The following is a 24,809-nucleotide window of genomic DNA, read 5'->3' on the forward strand; positions in this document are numbered from 1 at the left end:
GCTCCTCATCGAATTCGGCAATGAAACATTGCCGTCTGCCTGTCCATTGGCGGCGCATCAAAACTGCGCTCGATTACCATCCGGCCAGCGCCCAAAAGCACTGGCCCATCAATTCATGGCGCCTTGCGGCTCTTAAGCGTAGATAAATTTTTCGGTTTAAAAAAAGCCGATCCCCGAGTATGTGGTGAAAACTTATCCTGTGACGGTTTTTGGCCCCGGAACCTGTTGCTGGTACCCCATATGCTCTGGCGTTCTGTCAGGCTGGCGTGGTGTACACATGAAAAAAGGCTGCCGGGCAATGCCCGGCAGCCTTTGATTGTTGTTGAACGGCAACGATTTTGGGAGACAACGACTATCGATCGAGCAGCGCCTTGAGATGTCGCTCGACGCGCTCGCCGTAATCGCGGTCAGCAGCGTGACACTGCGCGATGATGCGCGCCCGTACGCTCTCATCGACCTCGGTCAGGTCCTGGGCAATCGTGTTGGTCAGACGATCGCGCTCACCGTCATCAAAGAGGCGATAAAGATGACCGGGCTGGGAGAAGTTGTCTTCCTCGGTATTATCGTAATACCCCACCCAGGCGTTCTCTTCCAGCGGCATGGGCGGCTCGCTCACTCGGGCATCCGGGGCCGGGGCGCCCTGCATGACTCGATCATTGGGATAGAAGTTGGTGCTGGAATACTGCCCTCCGTGACCGTTGTCCCGCAGGGTGCCCGCCATGAAACCATCGCGCTGGTAATTGTTGACCGGGCAGCGCGGCTGATTGACCGGAATCTGCTGATAGTTGACCGTCAGGCGATAGCGATGCGCATCGGCATATGACCACAGTCGTGACTGCAGCACACGGTCCGGTGAGGCACTGACCCCCGGCACGAAGTTCGATGGGCTGAACGCCAGCTGCTCGACCTCGGCAAAGTAGTTGTCCGGATTGCGATTGAGTTCGAGCTGGCCAATTTCCATGAGCGGGAAATCGGTATGCGGCCAGACCTTGGTCAGATCAAACGGGTTGATGTGATAACCGCGCGCCTGCTCTTCTGTCATGACCTGCAGCTTCACCGTCCAGGCCGGAAAGTCGCCCTGCTCGATATGGCTGAAAAGATCAGCCTGATGATGATTGACCGGCAGCGCCTGCGCCTCTGCAGGGGTCATGTTGCGAATGCCCTGATTGGTTTTGAAGTGCCACTTCACCCACACCCGCTGCCCGGCATCGTTATAGAGGCTCAGTGTATGAGAACCGAAACCATGCATGGTGCGATAGCTGTAAGGCATACCGCGGTCGGACTTGAGGATCGTCACCTGATGGAAGGACTGCGGATGGTTGGCCCAGAACTCCCACTGATTCTGCTGGCTGGGCAGATTGGTGCGTGGATCCTTCTTCTGGGTATGAATGAAATCGGGGAACTTGCTCGGCTCGCGAATGAAAAAGACCGGCGTATTGTTGCCGACCAGATCAAAATTGCCTTCACGGGTATAGAACTTGACGGCAAATCCGCGCACGTCACGAATGTTATCCGCCGAGTCCTGACCGCCGGCCACGGTTGAAAAGCGCAGGGCGACCGGAGTTTCGGTGTCCATACCACGCAGAAAATCAGCAATGGTCAGGTCGGACAGATCACGGGTAAGGCGAAAGGTACCAAAGGCAGCGCTGCCGCGCGCATGCACGACCCGCTCTGGGATCTGTTCACGATTGAAGTGGGCCAGCTTTTCAAACAGACGCCAGTTGTCAAAGGTCAGCGGCCCATTACGGCCGGCGGTGATGCTGGCATCATCATTGGGGACGGGCGCACCGTTGGCCGTGGTGTAGCGAATGGGAGCTGAGTCGGTCATTGATTGCTTTCCTGTATGAGGCTTCAACAGGTGATAAATTTACACAATCGAATGACAGGGTTTTAATCGGCTTTCCCAATTTGAGCGATTGCCAATACTGTATGGACACTGGCTGTAAAAGCTGAGCAGCAGGGCCTGACACAACGACGCCCGGCATTGCCGGGCGTCGAAGGGAGAAAGCGTTCGGCAGGGTCAGACCTTGCCGTTCCCCTTGCCCTTGATCAGAGAGACCAGCCACAAAAGAATCACTGAACCAATAATGGCGACCACCAGTGATCCAATGATGTTGTTGGAGCCAATGCCCAGCATGCTGAAGATGGCACCACCCAGTACTGCCCCCACGATACCCACGACAATGTTGCCAAGGATACCGAAGCCGCCACCACGCATGATCTTGCCGGCAATCCAGCCAGCCAGACCGCCAATGATCAGCCAAAGAATAATGCTCATGGTCTTCTCCCTGATAACCACCCTGCTTGAATGTTTTGCCATTACCCTGGCCGGGGAGCCTGCAGTTAACCTGCAGTACTGCCTAGACTATAGACGCTATGCGCCATGTTACCAATCACATTGCTTTCAGGCGGCGTGACATGCAATTCGCTACAATCGAGACCACTCATTCGACAACGACCGTGAACAAGGACGACCATGCCGCTATCGCTGCCCGGTTATGCCGGTGACTGGCTTGAACGCAGCCTTGACCGGCAGGTGCGCCTGGCGGTTACCGGGCTGTCGCGCGCCGGCAAGACCGCCTTTCTGACCTCGCTGGTCAACCAGCTGCGCCATGCAGGTCTTGATGCCCGTCTGGACATGATGAGCTGCGCCCGTGAAGGCAGGCTGCTGGGAGCACAGCGCCAGACCCAGCCGGACCTTTCCGTCCCCCGTTTTCCCTATGATCAGGCGCTGGCAGCCCTTGAGGCCACGCCCCCCGACTGGCCCTCACCGACCCGAGGCATCAGCGAACTTCGACTGCTCATCCGCTACAAGAGCCGTACCAGCAGCCGCCATTTTCTGGGCGAGCAGCGCACGCTGACGCTGGATCTGATCGATTATCCCGGGGAGTGGTTACTGGATCTGCCCATGCTGCGCCAGAGCTATCAGCAGTGGTGTGAAGCTCTGAGCGCCCAGCTCACCGGCCGCAGACGCCGTTTTGCTGAAGGCTTTCTGGACCGGGTCAGTCGCCTTGACCCGGCGGCCACGGCCGACGAACAACAGCTGGCCGATATCAGTGCCGAATACGCGCGTTCGCTTAACAGCGCGCGAAATGAAGGCGGCTATACCTGGGTGCAACCGGGACGCTTTCTATTGCCCGGCGAGCTTGATGGCGCGCCGGTGTTGCAGTTCTTCCCGCTGCCCATGGCACAGCTTGGCGACCCGGCGGCCCTGGCAGAGCTACCGGCCGACAGCAATTATCAAACGCTTGGACGGCGCTTTGAACACTACAAACGCACCGTTATCGGCCCCTTTTACCGCCAGCACTTTCGCCGCTTTGACCGCCAGATTGTGCTGGTGGACGTGCTGTCAGCCCTCAATGCCGGTCCCGATGTCTTCGATGACCTGCGCCACGCCATCGCCACCCTGATGCAAAGCTTTGACTACGGCAGCCGCAGCCTTCTATCCCGGCTTTTCAATCCGCGCATAGATCGGCTGGCGATCGCGGCCACCAAGGCCGATCACGTCACCCCCGAGCAGCATGACAATCTGCTGTCCTTGGTACAGGCGCTGATGGCAGAACCGCTGCGGGATCTGCGCTATGCCGATGTCCCGGTCAGGTCGCTGTCGCTGGCCGCCATTCGTGCCACTCAGGCCCGCACGGTCGAACATGACGGCAAGCGTCACCCGGCCCTCAAGGGCACCACCGAATCAGGCGAAGAGGTGCTGATGTTCCCGGGCGAGGTGCCCTCAAAACTGCCGGACGCCGATTTCTGGCAGCGCCAGGGGTTTGATTTCACGGCGTTCAGGCCGGCGCCTCAAGGCTCGGGAGAAGCCCTGCCCCACATCCGTATGGACAGCGCGCTGGACTGGTTACTGGGAGATAAACTGCGATGAGTGATCCACGTCCGGGCAGGCGCTTTGATGTCCAAAACGACGCCAAAGCGGCCACCGCCGCAGAAGCACCGGCGTTCGAACAGCACTTTGTGCCGGTGGACCCGGCCCCCGGCGCACGCTATCAGCTGGACAGCGTGCACCATGCGCTGGAAGAGGAAGCGCCGCCCGAGCAGATCGACAGTGCGCTGGACCACGCCCTGGCCAGACCCAAAAAGCGGCGCTGGGGGCTTTTGAGCGTACTGGCGGGCACGCTCGTCATGGGCGGCGTTCAGGCCGTCGACACCTTTCAGAACGCCTGGTTTGGCGGTGACTGGGTCAGTGGGGCCTGGAGTGTGCTGGGTCTGGGCGTCGTGACGCTGGCCGGCACCTCGCTGGCGCGTGAACTGGTGCGTCTCAAGCGACTGCGCCGACATGCCCGCCTGCGCGAGGACATCGATGCCCACATCACGGACACGCAGATGGACGGCGACCGGATGCAGAGCCTGTGCAACCGCCTGCGCCTTCAGATGGGGCTGGGCCACCGTGACCCACACTGGCAGGACTTTCTGCGCGCTCGCCAGGCCCATCATAATGCCCGCGAAACCCGCGACCTTTTCAGCCATTATGTGCTGGCCCCGCGGGATGCCAGCGCGCGCAGACTGATCACTCGCATGTCGAGCGAAACGGCCCTGCTGGTGGCCATCAGCCCGGTCACGCTAATCGACATGGGCCTGATGGCCTGGCGCAATCTGCGCATGATCGATCGTCTGGCGGCGCTCTACGGGCTGGAGCTGGGCTATGCCAGTCGTCTGCGCCTGTTCCGGGCGGTGCTGGCCAACATGGCTTTCGCCGGTGCCAGCGAACTGGCCACCGAAGTCAGCATGGACCTTCTCTCGATGAATCTGGCCAGCCGCCTGTCCGGTCGCGCCGGACAGGGCATGGCCAGCGGCCTTCTGACCGCACGCCTGGGCATTCGCACCCTGAAAATGCTGCGACCGCTGCCGTTTGAGGATGACCGCGCGCCGAAGCTTGCCGACCTGCGCCGCCAGCTCTGGCAGCAGATGAAGCGTGTCGATGACGGCAAGGCCGATCGGAAAAAGGGCGAGGACATCTGATATGCCCCATTCGGCGTCCTCGATGATCGCAAGGCCAGGGCGTCAGGTCGGCAGATCCTGACGCAGCAGCGCTAAAACACAAAGCGTGGCGCCTAGAGAGCAAACAGCTCGCGCAGCTTCACGGCCACACCGGCTTCGGTGTGCGCCCTGATCAGTTCGGCATCGGGCGCTCGGGTCAAAAGCTCCGGATGGGCGTTGCCCATCGCAAAGGCACGGCCGGCATTTTGCAGCATGTCGGTATCGTTGAGGTTGTCCCCGAAGGCGACGGTACGGGATACCGGAATATCAAGCTGGGCGGCCAGACGGTTAAGCATCTTTCCCTTGGAAGCCTCGCGTTCCATCACTTCCAGTGAATTTTCCAGTGAATAGGTGATGTGGGTGCGATCCTCGAAATGGGCACGAATGCGCGTTTCGATTGCCTTGAGCAACCCGGGATCGCCGATAAAGAGCACCTTGCCCACCTGCTGCCCATCAACGCCGGCCATGTCGACCACGTCATAGGTAAACCCGGTACTTTCGTGAAAGGCCAGCAGCTTCGGCTCGGGGGCATCGATCAGCCAGCGATCGCTGGTGTAAAGATTGATGCGCACCTCTTTGGGCACATCCATGTCCAGCACCGCACGCACGATGTCGCGGGGCACCAGAATTTCATGGATCAGTTGATCGTCAGGGCCGTGAAGATGTGCCCCGTTGGCCGAAATGATATGCGCATTGACCCCGAGCTGGCGCCGGACCTCGCGGATGTCCTGATAATGGCGCCCCGAGGCGATGGCCAGCGAGTGACCCTGTCGCTCGAGCGCCTGAAAGGTCTCAATGGTGATGTCATCAAGGCCATGGTCGGCGTTGAGCAGCGTTCGATCCAGATCGGTCACGATCAGATGAGGCGTCATGCAATCTCCTGTACATGGTAAAAGCCGGCATGGCAGACCTTCATTGTAACGTCTGCCTGCCCTGTAATGATGTGCACAGCTCACCCGCCAGTCGTAACGCCCCTTCGACGCTGCTGCCTCTGGGATGAACCAGCACGTGGCCGAGTGTCTGCGGCACTCGGGAGGCCAGTGTCGGGGCCAGCCCGCCACAAAGGGCCAGCGGCAGCTGCTCTCCCTGATCCAGCGCCTGATACATCAGCGCGATATCCTCACCGGCCTGATGCAGCAGTACCTGGGCAGCCGGATGATCACCGTGTTCGATAACCACTGGCGCCAGCGCGGCAAACCGGGTCTGATCGGCACTGGAAAGCCAGTGCGTCAGCGTGGCCGCACAGGTGACAGGAGCGTTTGCCAGCGTTGACATCATCTCGCACAGCGCGCGGGAAAAGTCATCCGGCGCGACGCGCCCATCAAGCGCGTGCTGTGCATGGCGACTGGCTCGAAGCCCCAGCCAGGCACCGCTTGCCTCATCGCCCGAGGGAAAGCCGTAGCCGCCCACGCTGACACGCCGGCCATCGCCATGCAGCGCCTCACCGACACTGCCGGTCCCCAGCGCCACGATCGCTCCGGGCTGCCCCTGATGCGCCCCCACCAGCGTGGTGAAGGCATCGCTTTCAAGTCTCAGACCTGCAAGGGCTGGCGCCGCCTGGCAAAAGGCGTCGCGCCACGACCGCTGATTGGCACCGGCCAGTCCCAGCGCCATATGGCACTGCTCAAGGGGTAACGTGGCGCCCAGCGCCTGCCGAGCCTCATCCAGCAGTGCAAGGATGGTATGCCAGGCCTGCGTGACGCCCAGGGCCAGCCCCGACGGGCCGCCCGAAACCTCAACGCAGTGGCCCTGCCACTGCGCCATCAGTCGAGTGCCGCTGCCGCCGCCGTCCACGCCCACTACCAGCGCCTTGTCAGCGGCCATCGCGCTGAATCTCCGCCTGCAGCTGCTGCGCCACAATCCAGGCCTGCTCGCCCAGAATCAAATGCAGGCAATGGTCACCGATGCGCTGCACGCCCGCGGCGCCCAGCAATGACAGGGTGTCGTGGTCAAGACGTGACAGTTCACTGATCTCAAGACGCACGCGCGACAGCGCCACCAGCTCGCTGCGGCGAAGATTGTCAACGCCCCCCAGCGCTTCGAGCCAGCGGGACAGGTCTGCATCCTTCAGAGCACTCTGTCCGGACCTCTCCTGCTCGGCCGACGGCGCCATGGTTCGGGCGATATCCGGCGCCTCCACCGGCTTGCCGCGTGCCCTCAGTGCCGTACGAATATCTTCGGCCACCCCATCGGCAATCGGCCCCATGACCACCTGCAGGTGGCCCCCCTTGAGCCTGAGCACGCCTCTGGCACCCAGCCCCTTGAGCGCGGCCTCATCGATCTGCTCAACGTCCTGAACCACCAGCCTCAGTCGCGTGGTACAGGCCCCGACCGAGGTCAGGTTGTCCCCGCCGCCCAGTGCCGTAACAAAGGCCGGGCCGCGTGCCTGCACCTCCCCTTCTTCAGGCGCGGCCGTCTGGGTGACGGGTTCACGCCCCGGCGTTTTGAGATCAAAGCGCACGATGGCCCAGCGAAAGATCATGTAATAGAGCGCCGCGTACAAAAGCCCGACCGGGATCAGCAGCCAGCCGCGACTGGAAAGGCCATAGGAGAGCAGGTAGTCAAACAAGCCAGCGGAGAAAGTGAAACCGAGCTTTACTCCCAGCCCGCTCATCAACGCCATCGACACGCCGGTCAGCACGGCATGCACGGCATAGAGCGCGGGTGCCAGAAAGATAAAGGTAAATTCCAGCGGCTCGGTGATACCGGTCAGAAAGGCGGTCAGGGCCAGCGAAAAGAGCATGCCCCCCACCCGAGTGCGCTGATCCCTTGCAGCGGTGTGATACATCGCGAGTGCCGCCGCCGGCAGGCCGAACATCATTACCGGAAAAAACCCGGTCATGAAGCTGCCGGCGTTCGGGTCGCCGGCAAAGAAGCGGTGAAGATCACCGGTGGCGCCTTCATAGTTGCCAAAGACGAACCACACCAGCGAGTTGAGCACGTGGTGCAGCCCGGTAATAATCAAAAGCCGATTGAGCGCGCCATAGACAAAAAGCCCCAGCTCGCCGGAGTCGATCATCCACTGTCCGCTCTGATCGATGGCGTGTTGAACCGGCGGCCAGACCCAGCCAAGCCCCCACCCCAGCGCCAGCGCCGTTAAACCGGTCACGATCGGAATAAAGCGCCGCCCGGCAAAAAACGCCAGGTAATCGGGCAGCACAATGTTCTTGCAGCGGTTGTACCAGAGCCCGGCCACCACCCCTGCGATAATGCCGGCCAGCACCCCCATGTTGATGTCGGGATTGAGCGCTTCAAGCACCGCGGTAATGACCAGATAGCCGATCGCCCCCGCCAGGCCCGCAGCCCCATTGCTGTCATTGGCAATGCCCACCGCCACACCAATGGCAAAGATCAACGGTAGATGTTCAAAGATGGCATTGCCGGCCTGGGCAATGAAAGCAATGTCCAGCAGATCGGGCTGGCCCATGCGCAACAGAAGGCCGGCAATGGGCAGTACCGCAATCGGCAACATCAGGGAGCGCCCGAGCTGCTGAAGCGCCCCCATGAAATCAAATCGCATTGCGTGGTGCTCCCTGATGGGTTGTTGTAGAGGTCGCCACCTGATCGTTCAACCACTGCTCCAGACGCTGTCGCAGGGTGGCACTGTCGATAGACTCATCAAGCCATTCGCGCAACCGGCGCGCCAGAGCCGCGCGGTCCAGCCGTCGAATACCAGCCTTGACGGGAGCCACGCGCGCCGGCTCCACTGAAAGCTCATCCACCCCGAGTGCGACCAGCGCCGCCCAGGCCTGCGGGTCGCCCGCGGCGGCACCGCACACCCCCACCGGACAACGGTGACCGGAGGCGCCCTTCACGGTCATGTCGATCAATCGCAGTACCGCGGGATGCAGCACATCGGCGCGACCGGCCAGGTCAGGGTCCTCGCGGTCCATGGCCAGGGTGTACTGGGTGAGGTCATTGGTGCCAATGGAGAGAAAATCCGCCACGCGCGCGATCCGGTCGGCACACAGGGCGGCGGCAGGGACCTCGATCATCGCCCCCAGCTCGGGCCGACCCTCAAGATTCATTTCACCGGCCAGAACCTCGATGCGCTCGCGCACGGCCACGAGTTCAGCGGCCTCGGTCACCATGGGTACCATGATACGAAGGCGGTCCAGCGGTCTGACGGAAAGCAGCGCACGCAGCTGAACGTCCAGCAGCGCCTGATGGCGCGCCATCAAACGTACGCCGCGCGTACCCAGCGCCGGATTGGGCACACGAGGCAGTGAGAGATAATCAAGCTGCTTGTCGGCGCCGATATCCAGCGTACGGATAATGACCGAATGGGCGCCCATACTGTCCAGCGCCTGCTGGTAGATTTCACGCTGTGTTTCCTGATCCGGCGCCTGCTTGCGTGCCATGAACAGGAACTCGCTGCGCATCAACCCGATCCCATCGGCACCGGCCTCATGGGCCAGACGGGCGTCCTCCGGATCTGCAACGTTGGCACACACCTCGATCAGCACATCGTCCTGCGTGCGGGCCGCTTCATGGGCGACCTCGCGCTCGGCCATGGCGCGCGCCTGCGCCTGCTCGATCTGCTGGCGCGCGTCATCCAGCTGATCCGGCGTTGGCCTGAAGGTCAAGGCCCCCTTTTGCGCATCCAGAATGGCAGTGGCGCCTTCATGGTGGCCCAGGGCCTCCATGAGTCCGGCGCCCATGGCGGCCAGACAGGGCAGGCCGCGGGCCCGGGCCAGCAGTGCCACGTGCGAGGTCGTGCCACCACCGGCCAGGCAAAGGCCGGCAGGTGCCACGCGATCCAGCGCCAGCAGCTGCGACGGTGTGATCTCCTCGGCCACCACGATGGCGCCTGGTGCCATCTCGACATGACTGTCTGCCGCGGCGTGTGGCACCAGCAGCGCGACCAGTCGCTCCTGTAAATCCCGCAGGTCATCGGCACGCGCCGCCAGCAGGCGGCTCTCACTCTGACGAAGTGTCATGACGCGGCTTTCCAGCACCTCTCGCCAGGCAAAGGCAGCACTGCGCCCGGCCTGGATATGCGCAAGGCTCTCCTCACGCAGGGCCGGGTCATCCAGCCAGGCCTGATGCGCTTCCAGAATATCGGCTTCTTCCTGACGCCCGTTGCCCCGCGCCTGCTCGATGTCAGTGAGCAGCGTGTCGTTGAGCGTATTGATGGCGTCGGCCAGCTGCCGCTCGGCGACCTCGGCACTCTCTTCACGGTCAGCATTGATCTCAATACGGGAACGTTCAAGGCGCACCAGCGGACCCACGGCGAGGCCCGGGCTGGCCATCAGTCCGTAGCCGGTGGTGTCATTGCCGATGGGCACCGGCGCTGGCGCCTCATCGGTCTGCTCGCCCTGCATGGGATCATGCTCGGCGGCTTCCGGCGTGGTCAAAAGCGCGGCGGCCTCACCCAGAGCGGCGGCAGCATTGGAGCCACGCGCAATGATGGCCAGCGTATCGCCATGACGCAGGGAAAGCCCCATCAACGCTGTCAGACTGGCGGCGTCGGCCTGATGCTCGCCGCGCTCAAGCACGAGGGTACACTCATGCTGGCGGGCAATGCCGCGAAGACGCGCAGCCGGACGTGCGTGCAGCCCGGCGGCCAGTGCCAACGTGACCTGCTCGCGGTATTCGTTGTTGGCGCCCTCTGTCATACCGGAGGACGCATCTGCAGACAGCGCCACAAGTGTCATCAGCGCCGCACCGCGCTCGATCACACTGCCGGGTGTTGCCTTCTCGAACTCACAGCGCCATTGATCATTGCTGGTCACGACCAGTGGCGTGATCAGGCTCAATGCCCGGCAGGCCAGAAGGTCGGCATCGAAATCCCACAACAGATCGCCCTGCTGGACGCGATCGCCCGGCGCCACATGAACGGTGATGCCCTCACCTTCCAGATCCACGGTATCCAGCCCAAGGTGAATCAAAATATCGCAGCCCTGATCGGTCTTGATCGTCAGGGCATGGCGCGTGCGTGCCAGATGCACCACCTCGCCGTCACAGGGGGCGAACAGCTGTGACTCCAGCGGCTCCAGTGCAATGCCCGGCCCCATGGTCTGCTGGGCAAAAACGGGATCGGGAACCTGATCAAGCGGCACCAGCACCGCTTTAAGAGGGGCATGCAGCAGCGTCTGCACAGGCGTCGGATCAGCAGTCTCGGACATGAGAGGGTCCTGTTGTCATTGTCATGGCGTCATGGCCGTTCTGTCAGTTGGTTCACACCGACACGCCTTTAGCGCGTCTGCGTGACCTTGTTAAGAAATTCGGGGCGGTCGGGATCATGCCCTGTAACGCGCGACAGTGCTTCAATCATCAAATAAAAGCTCTGAATGGCACAAAGGGGCGCCAGGGCGTCGTGTGGCGCCTCGGCAATGGTGAGATCTCGCGAGGCCACCGCGGCATCGGCCGCCAATAGCACTCGCGCTCCGCGCGCACGAAAGGTGTCGGCCAGCTCGACAAGTCCCTTCTGTGCATTCCCCTTCGGTGCCAGAACCAGTACGGGATAGTCGCGCCCCACCAGCGCCATCGGCCCATGCTGCACCTCGGCGCCGCTGAAGGCTTCGGCCTGAATCACGCAGGTTTCCTTGAACTTGAGCGCTGCTTCCTGAGCGATCGGCAGGCCGGCGCCGCGGCCGATCACCAGAAGCCTGTCCACATCGCGCAACGCGTCTACGCCGATGTGCCACTCATGGCGACAGGCCTGTGCCAGTGATTCGGGCAGCGCGGCCAACCCTTCCAGCAAAGTGCGGTCCTGCTGCCAGTGCGCCATCACCGAGGCACTGGCTGACAGCGTGGTCAGAAAGCTTTTGGTGGCGGCCACACTTTTTTCTTCCCCGGCCTGCAGATCGATGACGTGATCGGCGCCGTGGGCCAGCGGCGAATCCACGGCATTGACCATGGCCAGGCTCAGGGCCCCGCCGCCTTTCAGGGCCTTTTGCGCCTCGATCAGATCAGGGCTGCGCCCGGACTGCGACACGGCCAGCGCCAGGGTATGTTCGACCTGCCAGGCGGTATCATCCAGCGTGCACAGCGACAGCGGCAGTGACGCACAGGGCCGACCGGTCATCTGCATCATCAGCCGGGCAAAATAACCGGCCGCGTGATCGGAGCTGCCGCGCGCCACGGTCATGGCATCATGCAGGGGTCGATGACGCAGCACCTCGCCCAGCTGCGCCATGGTGTCGCGATTGACACGCCACTGCTCGGCAATACGTTGTGGGGCACTCAGCGCCTCGTCGCGCATCAGGGACATGATCACTCTCCAGCGTCAGCATCGTAAAAAGGATAGGCCGCCGTGCAGGTCATTCGATTACCGGGCACCCGGCAACCCATACCTGTTCGACATCAAGGGTTGAGGAGAGCGTCACGATATCGGCGCGACAGCCCGGTGCGAGCATCCCGCGATCATTTAACCCCAGATACTGCGCCGGCCACAGCGACAGGCGCTGGGATGCTTCCGAAAGCGTAAGCCCCAGCCCGGTCAGATTGCGCAGTGCCACATCCATGGTCAGGGCGCTGCCGGCCAGCCCGCCATCGGCCAGACGTACGCTGTCACCGTGCTTGAAGACCCGGTGCTCGCCCAGGCGATATTCGCCATCGGGCATGCCTGCCGCGGCGGTGGCATCGGTGACCACATAAAGATGCGGTATGGCGCGGCGTGCGGCCAGCACGGCGCCCGGCTCAACATGAACCAGATCCCCGATCAGTTCGGCGTAGTCGGCGTGTGCCAGTGCCGCGCCCACAACACCGGGCGCGCGGTGATGCAAGCCGCCCATGGCGTTATAAAGATGGGTAAAGCCCCTGGCGCCGAGCTGAAGCGCTTCAACACACTGATCATGCGTGGCGGCCGTGTGCCCCAGCTGCACCCTGACGCCGCGGGCGGCCAGCGCCTCGATCAAGGCCATGTGTCCCTCGATTTCCGGTGCCATGGTAATCACGCGAATGGGCGCCAGCGCATCAAGCTCATCAAACGCTTCAAGCGTTCCCGGGCGGGCATAAGGCGGCTGGGCACCCAGCATGTCAGGGCTGATAAAGGGCCCTTCAAGGTGAATACCCAGAATGTCGGCTGCCCGATCAGGCGGCGTGGCCATGACACTTCCGGCATCACGAAAGGCCTTCAGCAGTGCCTCACGGGAGGCCGTCATGCTGGTCCCCAGAAGGCTGGTGGTGCCAAAGCGCGCATGCGTGCGGGCCAGCACGGCCAGCGCGTCGCCACCTTCCATGAGGTCCGCCCCCCCGCCGCCATGAACGTGCAGATCGATAAAGCCGGGGATGATTCTTGGCGCATCATTGTCTTTGGGGTCCACCGGCGTCCCGCTGATCCCGGCGATTCGGCCCTGTCGAAGCGTCAGCTCGCCCTTGAACCACCCTTCCGGCGTCAGTATGTTGCCTTCCAGTGTCATCACCCGTTTCCCTGTCTGCCCATGCGTGGTCTACCCGAGTGGAAGTGCCCTGATTGATATCCCGTCACGACACCCCAATTCAATACCGTCATATCTTCAGCGCTGCATTGTCTTCAATCAAGCGGCGCTGTCCTGTCATCACTCAAGGTCTTCACTCAAGGTCTTCAGACAAGAGGTCTCGGTAATGACGACATTGATCATCGGCGCCAACGGCAAGATTGGCCGCCGTCTTTGCGAGCAGGCCGCGCGCCGCGGTCACCCGGTGCGCGCCATGGTGCGCAATGAGCAGCAAAAGGCGTTTTTTGAGTCACTCGGCATTGACACCATCATGGGCGATTTGACCGGTGAGATGGCGCATGCCCTTGAAGGTTGCGATCAGGTGGTCTTTACGGCCGGCTCCGGCGCCTCGACCGGGCTGGACCAGACGCTGATGGTGGATCTCAATGGCGCGATGCGTGCCATCGACCTTGCAAAGGCAAACGGTATCCGGCGCTTTTTCATGGTCAGTACGTTGCATGTCGATCCGCTTGAAGGCCCGGAAAAGCTGAGGCCCTATCTGGTCGCCAAACGCGCTGCCGATGCCTATCTACAGTCTTCAGGCCTTGAGCAGGTCATTTTGCGTCCGGGTCGACTCAGCGACGACGCCGGCAGCGGTCACATCGAAACCGATACAGAGCAGGCCACCACCGCAGACGTCTCGAGAGACAACGTCGCCACGGCGCTTTTGACCCTTCTGGAGCGCCATGCGCCTCTCCCCACCGAGATTGTTTTGCTCGATGGCAACAGGCCCATCGAGCAGGTGCTGGGATAACACGTGTCTACCCTGCCACCCCCCGGTGGGCAGGGTGCCTCTTTCACCGGGTCGTATGAGGCCTTATAGTGGGCCCCCGATTCCCCAACCGATTAACGAGATGCTCTCGAACAACAGCCAGCTCGCCCAGCTCAAGCAAAATATCCGTGAAAAAACGCCCCGTGTAACCGGTGTGATCAAGGGCACCGACAAGGGTTACGGTTTTTTGGAAACCGACGACGGCCAGTCCTTTTTCGTGCCGCCCCCCGCCATGAAGCAGGTTGTACACGGTGATCGTGTCGAAGCCGTGCTCAACGAGGAGAAAGAACGCAAGAGTGTCGAGCCGGAAAGCCTGATTGAAGCCGGCCTCGGCCGCTTCATCGGTCGCGTCAAAAAGCGTGACGGGCGTCTTTCTGTCGTTCCTGATCATCCCTCCATCAATATCGCGCTGCGTGCCCGCACCCATCGCAATATCGAGGAGAACACGCTCAATGAAGGCGACTGGGTGGTGGCGCACCTGTTGCGTCACCCGCTGCGTGAAAATGATCGCGGCTTTTTTGTCCAGGTCGATGACGTCATCGCGGAAGGCGCACATCCTTCGGTGCCCTGGCGTGTGACCCTGGCGCGTCATGCGCTGGAGCAGGCCTCACCGGAAGCCGGTAGTGACTGGCCCCTGCACGAAGAAGGCCTTGAACGCACCGACCTGACCGATGTGGCCTTCTTTACCATCGACAATGCCACCACCACCGACATGGACGATGCGCTCAGCGTTGAGGCACTGGATGACGGCCGCTTCCGCATGAAGGTCGCCATTGCCGACCCCACGGCCTATGTCGAGCAGGGTGACAGGGTCGACCAGGAAGCGCGCCAGCGTGCCTTCACCGTCTATCTGCCGGGCCAGAACGTGACCATGCTGCCCGAGCCGCTGGCCGATGATCTGTGCTCGCTCAAGCAGGATGAAGACCGCCCTGCGCTGGTCTGCACGCTTGAAGTCGGTGCCGACGGCGTGATCGGTGAGTACCACTTTGAGGCCGCCACCGTGCGCTCAAAGGCCCGTCTGAACTACGAGCAGGTCTCTGATTACATCGAGGCGCTCGAAGCCGGTACGACGCCGTCATGGACGCCGGACTTTGAACAGGGCGAAGCGCAGATCAAGGCTTTGGCCGGATTGACCAAAGCACGCCAGACCTGGCGTCAACAGCACGCGCTGGTCTTTGGTGACCGTCCCGATTATGTCTTCAAGCTTGATGAGACCGGCAACGTGCTGGATATCGTCACGGAAGAGCGCCGTGTCGGTCATCGCATGGTGGAAGAAGCCATGATTGCCGCCAACGTCTGCTGCGCCAACCTGCTGAGCAAGCACGTCGGCCATGGCATCTTCAATGTGCATCAGGGCATTGCCACTGAAAAGGCCGAACAGGCTCAGACCTTTCTGGCCAGCCAGTCGGTCGAGGCCACGCCAGAGCAGTTCAACGACATTGCGGCCTGGCGCGCACTGCGTCACCAGCTCGATGAGCGCAAGGATGCCTGGCTTGATGCCCGCCTTCGCCGCTTCCAGGGCTACAGCGTCATGCAGAGTGAGCCGGGACCGCATTTCGGCATGGGTCTGCCGGCCTATGCCACCTGGACATCTCCGATCCGTAAATACGGCGACATGATCAACCACCGCCTGATCAAGCAGGTACTGCGCGGCGACGCCGAGCATGACAAGGCAACCGATGTGTCGGTGACCGATCACCTGAGCGAGCGTCGACGCCTGAACCGCATGGCAGAACGCGACGTCAAGGACTGGCTCTACGTTCGCTATCTGACCGATGCCGTCACCAGCGAGACCGTCTTTGAAGGCGAAATCGTCGATATCCGCCGGGGTGGTCTTCGCGTTCGTCTGCCGGCCAATGGCGCCTCGGCCTTCGTGCCCGCCTCCATGCTGCATACCGATCGTGACGCCGTGGCCATTGATGACAAGGAAGGTCTGATCAACATTGGCGACGAACTGCGCTATCGGTTGGGTGACGTTCTGAACGTCGTGCTGATTGAGGCGCGAGAAGAGACGCGTTCGCTGGTAGCACGCCCTGCCTGAACCGCATGCTCGCCCTGATCATCAGGGCGAGCTGCTCGCGGGCATGCAGGCTACAGTCTGTTACCCGTTACAGCAGCAGTCATCCGATTGACACATTATACTGGGGCGTTTGCCGGCGACCTGTGCCTTGCAATGAGTTGTCCGATTCAATACGTGCGGTTCGAGGAGGGTTCGGCGTAGTGCATATTGCCGACATGACCATGTTTTATGCGCCATCCAGCGGGGGTGTGCGCACCTATCTCGATGCCAAACGCCGTCGCTTGAACGCTACCGCCGATATTCGACATACGTTGCTGGTGCCGGGGGAGGCCTATACGCATCAGGCAGATGACCACCGTGTCAACGTCCCTGCCGCGCCCCTGCCGTTCAGCAATGGCTATCGCTTTCCCCTGACCCGCGGTCCGTGGTGTCGCGCCCTGCGCGATGTCAGGCCGGATCTGATCGAGGCCGGCGATCCCTATACGGTAGGCTGGGCGGCCATTGCCGGTGCTCGCGAGCTTGATATTCCGCTGGTGGCGTTTTATCACTCGGACCTGCCCACCATGATCAGCAACCGACTGGGCAACTGGTCCCGGCCGCTGATCAATACCTATATCAAAAGGCTTTACGCGCACTATGATCGGGTACTGGCACCCAGTAACGTCATGGCGCAGCGCCTTGAAGGTCTCGGCATTCAGCACGTTCGCGTACAGCCACTGGGGGTGGATCTGACAACCTTTCACCCCTCACTGCGCGATGACAGCGTCAAGACCGAGCTGGGGCTTTCCGAAGATACCCGCCTACTGGTATTTGCCGGACGTGGCTCACAGGAAAAGAACCTTCATATCCTGCTGGAGACGATGCAAAAGCTTGCCGACCGGGGCGTTCAGCCCTTCCATCTGCTGCTGGTCGGCTCCTCCATGCCCACTCAGGTGCCGGACAACGTCACGGTGATCAATCACTTCTGTCCGACCGCCGAGATCGCGCGCTATTTCGCCAGCAGCGATGCTCTGCTGCATGCGGGCACGCAGGAAACCTTCGGCCTGGTCGTGCTTGAAGCCATGGCGTGCGGTATACCGGTTGTCGCCACGCGCGCCGGTGCGCTGGCGGAAAACGTACCGGAGGGCTGTGGCATGCTGTGTCAGCCGCTGGACAGCGATGACATGGTACAAAGCATTCTTGCGCTGTTTGAAAACGACGCAAGAGCAATGGGTCAGAAGGCGCGCGCACACGTCGAGCGCCATCATGACTGGAACATCGTGGTGCAGGGCGTCACGCATCATTATCAGGAACTGCTGGGGATCAGCACGACGGCAGGGGTAAGCGTACAACATGGCTGACCGGGAATTTGCACTGGTACTGCATGATATTGCACCGGCCACCTGGCCCGATTATCGCTCCTTTGTCGAGCAGATTGATGGCATGGGACAGATTCCCATGACCTGGCTGGTCGTGCCGGACTTTCATCATCGCAGCAACACCTTTGAAGATGCCGGCATGCTGCGCCTTTTGCATCAGCGCATGGCACGAGGTGACGAGCTGGCGCTGCACGGCTTCTATCACTGTGATGATGCGCCGCCGCCCCGTACGCCACGCGACTACTTCATGCGCAGGCTCTATACCTATGAAGGTGAGTTCTACCCCATCGAGTACGATGAGGCACTTCAACGCCTGGAGCGTGGCGCCGAACTCTTTCGTCGCGAGGACTGGCCCCTTGACGGGTTTGTGGCGCCTGCCTGGCTTCTGGGCGATGGCGCGCGCCGTGCGCTTAAAACGCAAGGGTTTACCTATACCAGTGATCCGGAGCATCTTTACCGGCTACCGGACTATACGGCCATCAAGGCGCCCTCGCTGGTCTGGAGCGCCCGCAGTCGCTGGCGACGCGGCATGTCGTGGGTGGTCAATGAGCGCGCTCGGCGACGCCATCGCCATGAACCGCTGATTCGACTGGGTCTGCATCCGGTCGATATGCGCCATGACATTTCACGCCGCTACTGGATTGATACGATCCGCCGTTTGCTTGAGGAAGGCTATCGGCCCACCACCAAGATCAGCTGGCTGCATCGTCAATCCAACTCGACGCCAGAATCCATGGCGATGTCATCATCCTGAACGGTGTGGCGCATTACGCGACAGCCCTGTTCGGACATGAATCACCTCCTGATCAGTTAACGTCATGAAAAGAACACTCTGGCTGCTGGTCGCAGGCCTTTTTGCCGTCATGGCCATTCCTGTCATGCTCGGCGGTCGCGATCTGCTGCACCTGCTTCCCGGCTTTCCGCCCGGCATTTTTGCTCTGATGCTGGGCATGGTGCTTCTGTGCTGGCTGCTCAACGGCGCCAAGCTGAGGGTCCTGCTGGCAGGACGCGCCGGTGAAATGGGCCTTATGCGGGCTACCGGCACGGTCGTTGCCACGGAATTTGCCATCTGTGCCACCCCCGGTGGCAGCGGCGGCCCGTTGACACTGATCGCCCTGTTGACACGACGCGGGGTTCGTCCGGCACAGACCACGGCGATCTTTGCCGTGGATCAGATCATCGATCTGCTGTTTTTTTTGTGCTCGATGATCGCGATGATGATCTATGTCATTACCCGCTCCATTGATGCCCGTCTGGGATGGATGCTGGTTTTGCCAATGACCCTGCTGTGCCTGGCGCTGCTGGGAGTGGTGTTGATGAGCCGCTATCACCGACGCTTTCTGGTGGTGTCCGGCAGGCTGCTCAGCAAAATGAAGGTCAGTCCGCGATTTCAGCAGACCATGGTTCGGCGCATTCTGATCTTCAAGAAGGCCTTTACCGAAACCCTGCAACTGCCTCGCTCGGCCCTGGCACTGGCGTTCGGGCTGGGGATCGTACACTGGATCGTGCGCTATAGTATCTTGTTCGTCACGCTTTATGGCCTGAATCAGCATCTGGACTGGGCATGGACCTTCCTGGTGCAGATGCTGTCCATGGCTGCTGGTCAATTGACGCTGCTGCCAGGCGGCGCCGGTGGAGCCGAACTGTCTTCATCGGCGCTACTGGCCCCCATGGTGGGACAAAGCACTGCGGCAGCGGCCATTCTGATCTGGCGCGCGGTCACCTACTATTTTTATCTGATCGCAGGCGCTCCGGTCTTCATGCTGATGGCCGGCCGCCCTCTGCTGAAAAAGGTCTTCGAAGGGCGCAAGGCCGAAAAACCCTCCAATATCTAATCTTTCAGGTTTTAGCCGCGCACAAAAAAAGGGGGCCATATGGCCCCCTTTTTTGCTCACAAGCCAGCACTGTTTTACCAGCCGGTCGCTTCCTTGAGCTTGTCACCGATTTCTGCCAGCGAACGCACCGTGCGAACACCTGCCGCTTCAAGGGCCTGGAACTTGTCGTCCGCAGTACCCTTGCCGCCGGCAATGATGGCACCGGCATGGCCCATGCGCTTGCCCGGAGGTGCAGTCACGCCTGCAATGTAGGCAACCACAGGCTTGGTCACGTGCTCCTTGATGTACTCAGCCGCTTCCTCTTCGGCCGTACCGCCGATCTCACCGATCATGACGATGGCTTCAGTCGACGGGTCCTTCTCGAACATCTCGAGGATGTCGATGAAGTTGGAGCCCGGGATCGGGTCACCGCCGATGCCAACACAGGTGGACTGACCAAAGCCGTGATCGGTGGTCTGCTTGACCGCTTCATAGGTCAGCGTACCGGAGCGCGAGACGATACCCACACGGCCGGGCTTGTGAATGTGGCCGGGCATGATGCCGATCTTCGACTGGCCGGGCGTGATCACGCCCGGGCAGTTGGGACCGATCAGACGAACGCCCAGCTGGTCGCACTTGACCTTCACATCCAGCATGTCCAGCGTCGGGATGCCTTCAGTGATGCAGATGATCAGCTTGATGCCCGCATTGGCCGCTTCAAGGATGGAATCCTTGCAAAAGGCTGCCGGTACATAGATGACCGTGGCTTCAGCACCGGTCTGCTCTACCGCTTCACTGACCGTGTTGAATACCGGCAGGCCAAGATGCGTCTGGCCACCCTTGCCCGGCGTGACACCGCCGACCATGTTGGTGCCGTATTCGATGGCCTGTTCCGAGTGGAACGTGCCCTGACCACCGGTAAATCCCTGGCAGATTACCTTGGTGTTCTTGTCAATCAGGATACTCATTATTTGCCCTCCGCTGCTTTAACCACCTGTTGCGCCGCATCGGTCAGGCTGGTTGCTGCAATGATGTTGAGGCCGCTTTCGGCAAGCTTTTGCGTGCCCAGCTCGGCATTGTTGCCTTCAAGGCGAACCACCACGGGCACGTTGACGCCAACCTGCTCTACTGCGCCCATGATGCCTTCAGCAATCATGTCGCAGCGCACGATACCACCGAAGATGTTGACCAGAACGGCCTTCACCGAGGTATCGGACAGGATGATCTTGAACGCTTCCGCCACGCGCTCCTTGGTAGCACCGCCGCCGACATCAAGGAAGTTGGCCGGCTGACCGCCAGAGAGCTTGATGATATCCATCGTGCCCATGGCAAGGCCTGCGCCGTTCACCATGCAGCCGATGTTGCCATCCAGCGCGACATAGTTGAGCTCCCACTTCTGGGCATTGGCTTCACGCTCGTCTTCCTGGCTGGGATCGCGCATCTCTTCAAGATCGGGATGACGATACAGCGCGTTGCTGTCCAGGTTGATCTTGGCATCCAGGCAGTGCAGATCGCCGCTTTCAGTAATGACCAGCGGGTTGATCTCCAGCAGCGCAAAATCCTTGTCGGCAAACATCTTGGCCAGACCCAAAAAGATCCTGGTGAACTGCTTGATCTGGTCCTTGTTCAGGCCCAGCTTGAACGCCAGCTCACGCGCCTGGTAGGGCTGCGCGCCGACCAGCGGATCGATTTCGGCCTTGAGAATCTTTTCCGGTGTCTCTTCAGCCACCTTCTCGATCTCGACGCCACCTTCAGTAGATGCCATGAACACGATACGACGTGAACCACGATCCACAACCGCACCCAGATACAGCTCGGTGGCGATATCGGTGCAGTTTTCGACCAGAATCTTCGTGACCGGCTGGCCCTTTTCATCTGTCTGATAGGTGACCAGATTCTTGCCCAGCCACTGCTCGGCGAAGGCACTGGCGGCCTCCGGGCTTTCTACCAGCTTGACACCGCCTGCCTTGCCGCGACCACCGGCATGCACCTGTGCCTTGACGACCCAGCGGTCCCCGCCAATTTTCTGGCATGCCTTGGCTGCTTCTTCGGGGGTATCTACCGCGTACCCCTTGGAGACCGGCAGGCCATAATCAGCAAATAACTGTTTTGACTGATACTCGTGAAGATTCATCGTCTCATGCCATTGGTTGCATTGGACTCGATCGATGGAGCGGTCGCCATTGGCAGGCCACCCCATCCCGATTCACCTCGACCACAGCCGAGGTGAGGTTCTACGTCAATGTCGATGCATTAACGCTTTTTGCGGTTTGCCATATGGATGGCGTGACCATCCACTGCCAGCGCTGCTTCGTGAACAGCTTCGGACAGTGTCGGGTGGGCAAAGCAGGTCAGCGCCAGATCTTCGGCACTTGAGCCAAATTCCATGGCAATCACACCCTGTGCAATCAGCTCACCGGCATGCTGGCCGATAATATGGACACCCAGAATGCGGTCAGTGCTGGCGTCAGTGACGACCTTGGCCATGCCTTCGGTGGCATTGTTGGCCATGGCGCGGCCGCTGGCCGAGAACGGGAAGACGCCGGACTTGACCTCAAAGCCTTCCTTCTTCGCCTGCTGCTCGCTCATACCTACCCAGGCCACTTCGGGGGCGGTATAGATGACGCTGGGGATGGCATCGTAATTCATCTGGGCCTTTTCGCCGTGGATGATATCGGCGACCATCATGCCCTCTTCCGAACCCTTGTGCGCCAGCATCGGGCCGCGAACCACGTCACCGATGGCAAAAACACCCGGCGCGTTGGTCTGGCAGGTGTCATCGACCTGGATAAAGCCACGCTCGTCCAGCTCAACGCCGGTACCGTCAGCCAGCAGGCTCTGGGTATAGGGACGACGACCGACGCAGACAATCAGCTTGTCGAACGTCTGTTCCTGTTCACCGTTGCTGTCGGTATATTTCACGACAACTTCGTTGTCCTTGATATCGGTACCGGTGACGCGTGCGCCCAGGCGAATATCAAGGCCCTGCTTGCCCAGAATCTTTTTGGTTTCCTTGGCGATCTGGTCATCAACCACCGGCAGGAAGCTGTCCATGGCTTCAAGAACAGTGACGTCACTGCCCAGACGGTTCCATACACTGCCGAGTTCAAGGCCGATTACGCCGGCGCCAATCACGCCAAGACGCTTGGGCACTTCCTGAAACTCCAGCGCGCCGGATGAGTCAACGATCAGGCCCTCGGTCAGCGGCGCCGGCGGAATTTCAACCGGAACACTACCCGAGGCGATGACCACATTTTCGGCTTCATACGTCTCGCTGTTGCCCTCATGGTCGGTCACTTCGACCTTCTTGCCGGGCAGCAGCTTGCCGGTACCTTCAAGCGCGGTAACGCCGTTGGCCTTGAACAGGGCACTGATGCCGCCGGTCAGATTGGCAACGGTCTTTTCCTTGCGGGCCATCATCTTCTTGACGTCCATCTGAACGTCACTGACCTCGATGCCCAGTTCGCTGTACTCGTCGCGAGCTTCGACATACTTGTGGGACGTTTCCAGCAGCGCCTTGGAGGGAATGCAGCCCACGTTCAGACAGGTGCCACCGTGTACGGTCTTGCCACTCTTGTTGACCCACTTTTCAACGCAGGCCACTTTCATGCCCAGCTGGGCAGCACGAATTGCGGCAACATAGCCTCCGGGGCCAGCGCCGATCACGATGACATCAAATTTGTCAGCCATGTGTATCCCTGTTCGGTTCATTGTCGATCACCCGACACGCAGTCGGTGATCGTTATAAAACAACCCGCCCGGTACGAGACCGGGCGGGGTTAACAAGCTCAAACGTCAAGCAGGAAGCGCGCAGGATCCTCAAGCAGGCTCTTGATGGCCACGAGGAACTGGACGGCGTCCTTGCCATCGATCATGCGGTGATCGTAGGACAGCGCCAGATACATCATCGGGCGAATCTCGACCTTGCCGTTGATCGCCATCGGACGTTCCTGGATCTTGTGCATACCCAGAATTGCCGTTTGCGGCGGATTGATAATGGGCGTCGAGAGCAGCGAGCCAAAGGTACCGCCATTGGTAATGGTAAAGGTACCGCCCTGCATGTCTTCGATGCCAAGCTTGCCGTCACGGCCACGCTTGCCGAAGTCACCGATATTCTTTTCGACATCGGCCAGCTTCATCGAGTCCGTGTCACGCAGAACCGGCACAACCAGACCACGCGGCGTGGAAACGGCAACGCCGATGTCCTGATAGCCGTGGTAGACAATATCAGTACCATCGATGGAGGCATTGACGTCCGGGAAGCGCTTGAGCGCCTCGGTGGCCGCCTTGACGAAAAAGCCCATGAAGCCGAGCTTCACGTCATGTGCCTTCTGGAAGTCATCCTTGTACTGGCTGCGCAGCGCCATCACAGCGCTCATGTCCACCTCGTTATAGGTGGTTAGCATCGCGGCAGTCTGCTGGGCCTGTACCAGACGCTTGGCAATGGTCTGACGCAGGCGGCTCATCGGCACACGCTTTTCGGGACGTTCGCCCTGAATCGCAGCGGTGGCAGGCGCGGCGGCCTTCTGGCTGACGCCGCTGCTGCCGGACGTGCTCTGCTTGTTGCCACCGCCCTTTTTGGCACTGCCGGCGTTAATGGCCTTTTGTACGTCTTCCTTCAGAATGCGGCCACCCTTGCCGGTGCCCTCGATCCTGTTGACGTCAAGATCATGTTCGGCCACCAGCTTGCGGGCCGCCGGGGCCAGCACCTTGTCACCGACCTTCTCGTCCTGCTCGGCGTTGGCATCGCCCGATTCGGCCTGACTGTCATCACCGCGGGATTCAGCAGAAGCACCTGCCGCATCGCCGCTGCCTTCACCAAAGCGCGCCAGTACCTGCTCGGAGGTGACCTGACTGCCTTCATCAGCAAGAATCTCGGTCAGGGCACCATCCGAAGGCGCCACGACTTCCAGTACAACCTTGTCGGTTTCGATCTCTGCCAGCACTTCATCACGCTTGACCGGATCGCCTACCTTCTTGTTCCAGCTGGCAACGGTGCCTTCCTGAACAGACTCGGGGAAGGAAGGCGCCTTGACGTCGACAGAAGCGCCTGACGTCGAGGGCTTTTTACCGCCACTTTCACAGGCTTCGGCAGGCTTGTCGGAAGAAGAGGTGCTTTCAGCAGCCTTTTCCTGCTGGCCCTGGTCGGCCTTTTTATCTTCCTGCTTCGCGGACTGGCCACCCTCGCCCAGACGGCCCAGCACCTGCTCGGACTCACAGGTCTCACCTTCCTGAACGGTAATTTCTTCTACCGTGCCATCGGCCGGTGCTACAACCTCGAGCACCACCTTGTCGGTTTCGATTTCAACGATCAGTTCGTCACGCGAGACACTGTCCCCCGGCTTCTTGTGCCAGGTCGCGACGGTCCCTTCTGCGACGGATTCGGGAAAGCTTGGCGCCTTGATGTCTGTTGCCATGATTATTCCTTAATAT

At 60.9% G+C, this 24,809-nt stretch carries 19 protein-coding genes; 7 read left to right on the forward strand and 12 right to left on the reverse strand.

Annotation, left to right across the window (positions count from 1 at the left end; genetic code table 11):
* Positions 1-352 precede the first annotated feature (352 nt).
* Positions 353-1,828: a catalase gene (locus ACUN8C_RS09740; RefSeq protein ID WP_445619034.1), complete on the reverse strand. Its 1,476-nt coding sequence runs from the start codon at positions 1,826-1,828 to the stop codon at positions 353-355.
* A 192-nt stretch (positions 1,829-2,020) separates the two neighbouring features.
* On the reverse strand, positions 2,021-2,278 hold the full coding sequence (locus tag ACUN8C_RS09745) for a GlsB/YeaQ/YmgE family stress response membrane protein (protein ID WP_090130525.1): 258 nt from the start codon (positions 2,276-2,278) through the stop codon (positions 2,021-2,023).
* Between the two features lie 198 nt (positions 2,279-2,476).
* Here ACUN8C_RS09745 and ACUN8C_RS09750 point away from each other — a divergent pair, with 198 nt between their 5' ends.
* A complete protein-coding gene (locus tag ACUN8C_RS09750; protein ID WP_445619035.1) occupies positions 2,477-3,877 on the forward strand; it encodes a YcjX family protein in 1,401 nt (466 codons plus the stop codon).
* On the forward strand, positions 3,874-4,971 hold the full coding sequence (locus ACUN8C_RS09755; protein ID WP_445619036.1) for a YcjF family protein: 1,098 nt from the start codon (positions 3,874-3,876) through the stop codon (positions 4,969-4,971). The genes ACUN8C_RS09750 and ACUN8C_RS09755 overlap by 4 nt, the downstream gene beginning before the upstream one ends.
* Before the next feature lie 92 nt (positions 4,972-5,063).
* On the opposite strand, the gene ACUN8C_RS09760 is transcribed toward ACUN8C_RS09755, so the two are convergent.
* From ACUN8C_RS09760 to nagA, 6 genes are all read right to left on the reverse strand, one after another.
* Positions 5,064-5,861 (reverse strand): HAD family hydrolase, encoded by a 798-nt coding sequence (locus tag ACUN8C_RS09760; protein ID WP_445619037.1) that lies wholly within the window; start codon positions 5,859-5,861, stop codon positions 5,064-5,066.
* 40 nt (positions 5,862-5,901) lie between these two features.
* A complete protein-coding gene (locus tag ACUN8C_RS09765; protein ID WP_445619038.1) occupies positions 5,902-6,813 on the reverse strand; it encodes a BadF/BadG/BcrA/BcrD ATPase family protein in 912 nt (303 codons plus the stop codon).
* Positions 6,803-8,509 (reverse strand): N-acetylglucosamine-specific PTS transporter subunit IIBC, encoded by a 1,707-nt coding sequence (gene nagE, locus ACUN8C_RS09770; RefSeq protein ID WP_445619039.1) that lies wholly within the window; start codon positions 8,507-8,509, stop codon positions 6,803-6,805. Before nagE ends, ACUN8C_RS09765 begins: the two co-directional genes overlap by 11 nt.
* On the reverse strand, positions 8,499-11,117 hold the full coding sequence (ptsP, locus tag ACUN8C_RS09775) for a phosphoenolpyruvate--protein phosphotransferase (protein WP_445619040.1): 2,619 nt from the start codon (positions 11,115-11,117) through the stop codon (positions 8,499-8,501). The genes nagE and ptsP overlap by 11 nt, the downstream gene beginning before the upstream one ends.
* A 68-nt stretch (positions 11,118-11,185) precedes the next feature.
* The gene (locus tag ACUN8C_RS09780; protein ID WP_445619041.1) at positions 11,186-12,205 is read right to left on the reverse strand and encodes an SIS domain-containing protein; all 1,020 of its coding nucleotides are present in this window, start codon (positions 12,203-12,205) and stop codon (positions 11,186-11,188) included.
* Positions 12,206-12,254: 49 nt separating this feature from the next.
* On the reverse strand, positions 12,255-13,355 hold the full coding sequence (gene nagA / locus ACUN8C_RS09785; RefSeq protein WP_445619042.1) for an N-acetylglucosamine-6-phosphate deacetylase: 1,101 nt from the start codon (positions 13,353-13,355) through the stop codon (positions 12,255-12,257).
* 184 nt (positions 13,356-13,539) lie between these two features.
* On the opposite strand from nagA, the gene ACUN8C_RS09790 reads away from it, so the two are divergent.
* The 5 genes from ACUN8C_RS09790 (at position 13,540) to ACUN8C_RS09810 (ending at position 19,397) form a co-directional block, all read left to right on the forward strand.
* Entirely contained in the window at positions 13,540-14,166 is a 627-nt protein-coding gene (locus tag ACUN8C_RS09790; protein WP_445619043.1) for an SDR family oxidoreductase, read from the forward strand.
* A 100-nt stretch (positions 14,167-14,266) separates the two neighbouring features.
* Positions 14,267-16,225 (forward strand): exoribonuclease II, encoded by a 1,959-nt coding sequence (locus tag ACUN8C_RS09795; protein ID WP_445619044.1) that lies wholly within the window; start codon positions 14,267-14,269, stop codon positions 16,223-16,225.
* A gap of 179 nt (positions 16,226-16,404) precedes the next feature.
* Positions 16,405-17,544, forward strand: coding sequence for a glycosyltransferase family 4 protein (locus tag ACUN8C_RS09800; RefSeq protein WP_445619045.1), 1,140 nt, complete (start codon positions 16,405-16,407; stop codon positions 17,542-17,544).
* The gene (locus tag ACUN8C_RS09805) at positions 17,537-18,316 is read left to right on the forward strand and encodes a DUF2334 domain-containing protein (RefSeq protein ID WP_445619046.1); all 780 of its coding nucleotides are present in this window, start codon (positions 17,537-17,539) and stop codon (positions 18,314-18,316) included. Before ACUN8C_RS09800 ends, ACUN8C_RS09805 begins: the two co-directional genes overlap by 8 nt.
* 64 nt (positions 18,317-18,380) lie before the next feature.
* The gene (locus ACUN8C_RS09810) at positions 18,381-19,397 is read left to right on the forward strand and encodes a lysylphosphatidylglycerol synthase transmembrane domain-containing protein (protein WP_445619047.1); all 1,017 of its coding nucleotides are present in this window, start codon (positions 18,381-18,383) and stop codon (positions 19,395-19,397) included.
* Positions 19,398-19,471: 74 nt separating this feature from the next.
* On the opposite strand, the gene sucD is transcribed toward ACUN8C_RS09810, so the two are convergent.
* The 4 genes from sucD to odhB form a co-directional block, all read right to left on the reverse strand.
* Positions 19,472-20,344, reverse strand: coding sequence for a succinate--CoA ligase subunit alpha (gene sucD / locus ACUN8C_RS09815; protein WP_445619048.1), 873 nt, complete (start codon positions 20,342-20,344; stop codon positions 19,472-19,474).
* Positions 20,344-21,510, reverse strand: a complete 1,167-nt coding sequence (gene sucC / locus ACUN8C_RS09820) for an ADP-forming succinate--CoA ligase subunit beta (RefSeq protein ID WP_445619049.1) — start codon at positions 21,508-21,510, stop codon at positions 20,344-20,346. The genes sucD and sucC overlap by 1 nt, the downstream gene beginning before the upstream one ends.
* 119 nt (positions 21,511-21,629) lie before the next feature.
* Entirely contained in the window at positions 21,630-23,066 is a 1,437-nt protein-coding gene (gene lpdA / locus ACUN8C_RS09825; RefSeq protein ID WP_445619050.1) for a dihydrolipoyl dehydrogenase, read from the reverse strand.
* A 98-nt stretch (positions 23,067-23,164) separates the two neighbouring features.
* Complete coding sequence (gene odhB, locus ACUN8C_RS09830; RefSeq protein WP_445619051.1) at positions 23,165-24,793, reverse strand: 2-oxoglutarate dehydrogenase complex dihydrolipoyllysine-residue succinyltransferase; 1,629 nt, start codon at positions 24,791-24,793, stop codon at positions 23,165-23,167.
* Positions 24,794-24,809 lie beyond the last annotated feature (16 nt).

This window comes from Kushneria sp. Sum13, from assembly GCF_052692355.1.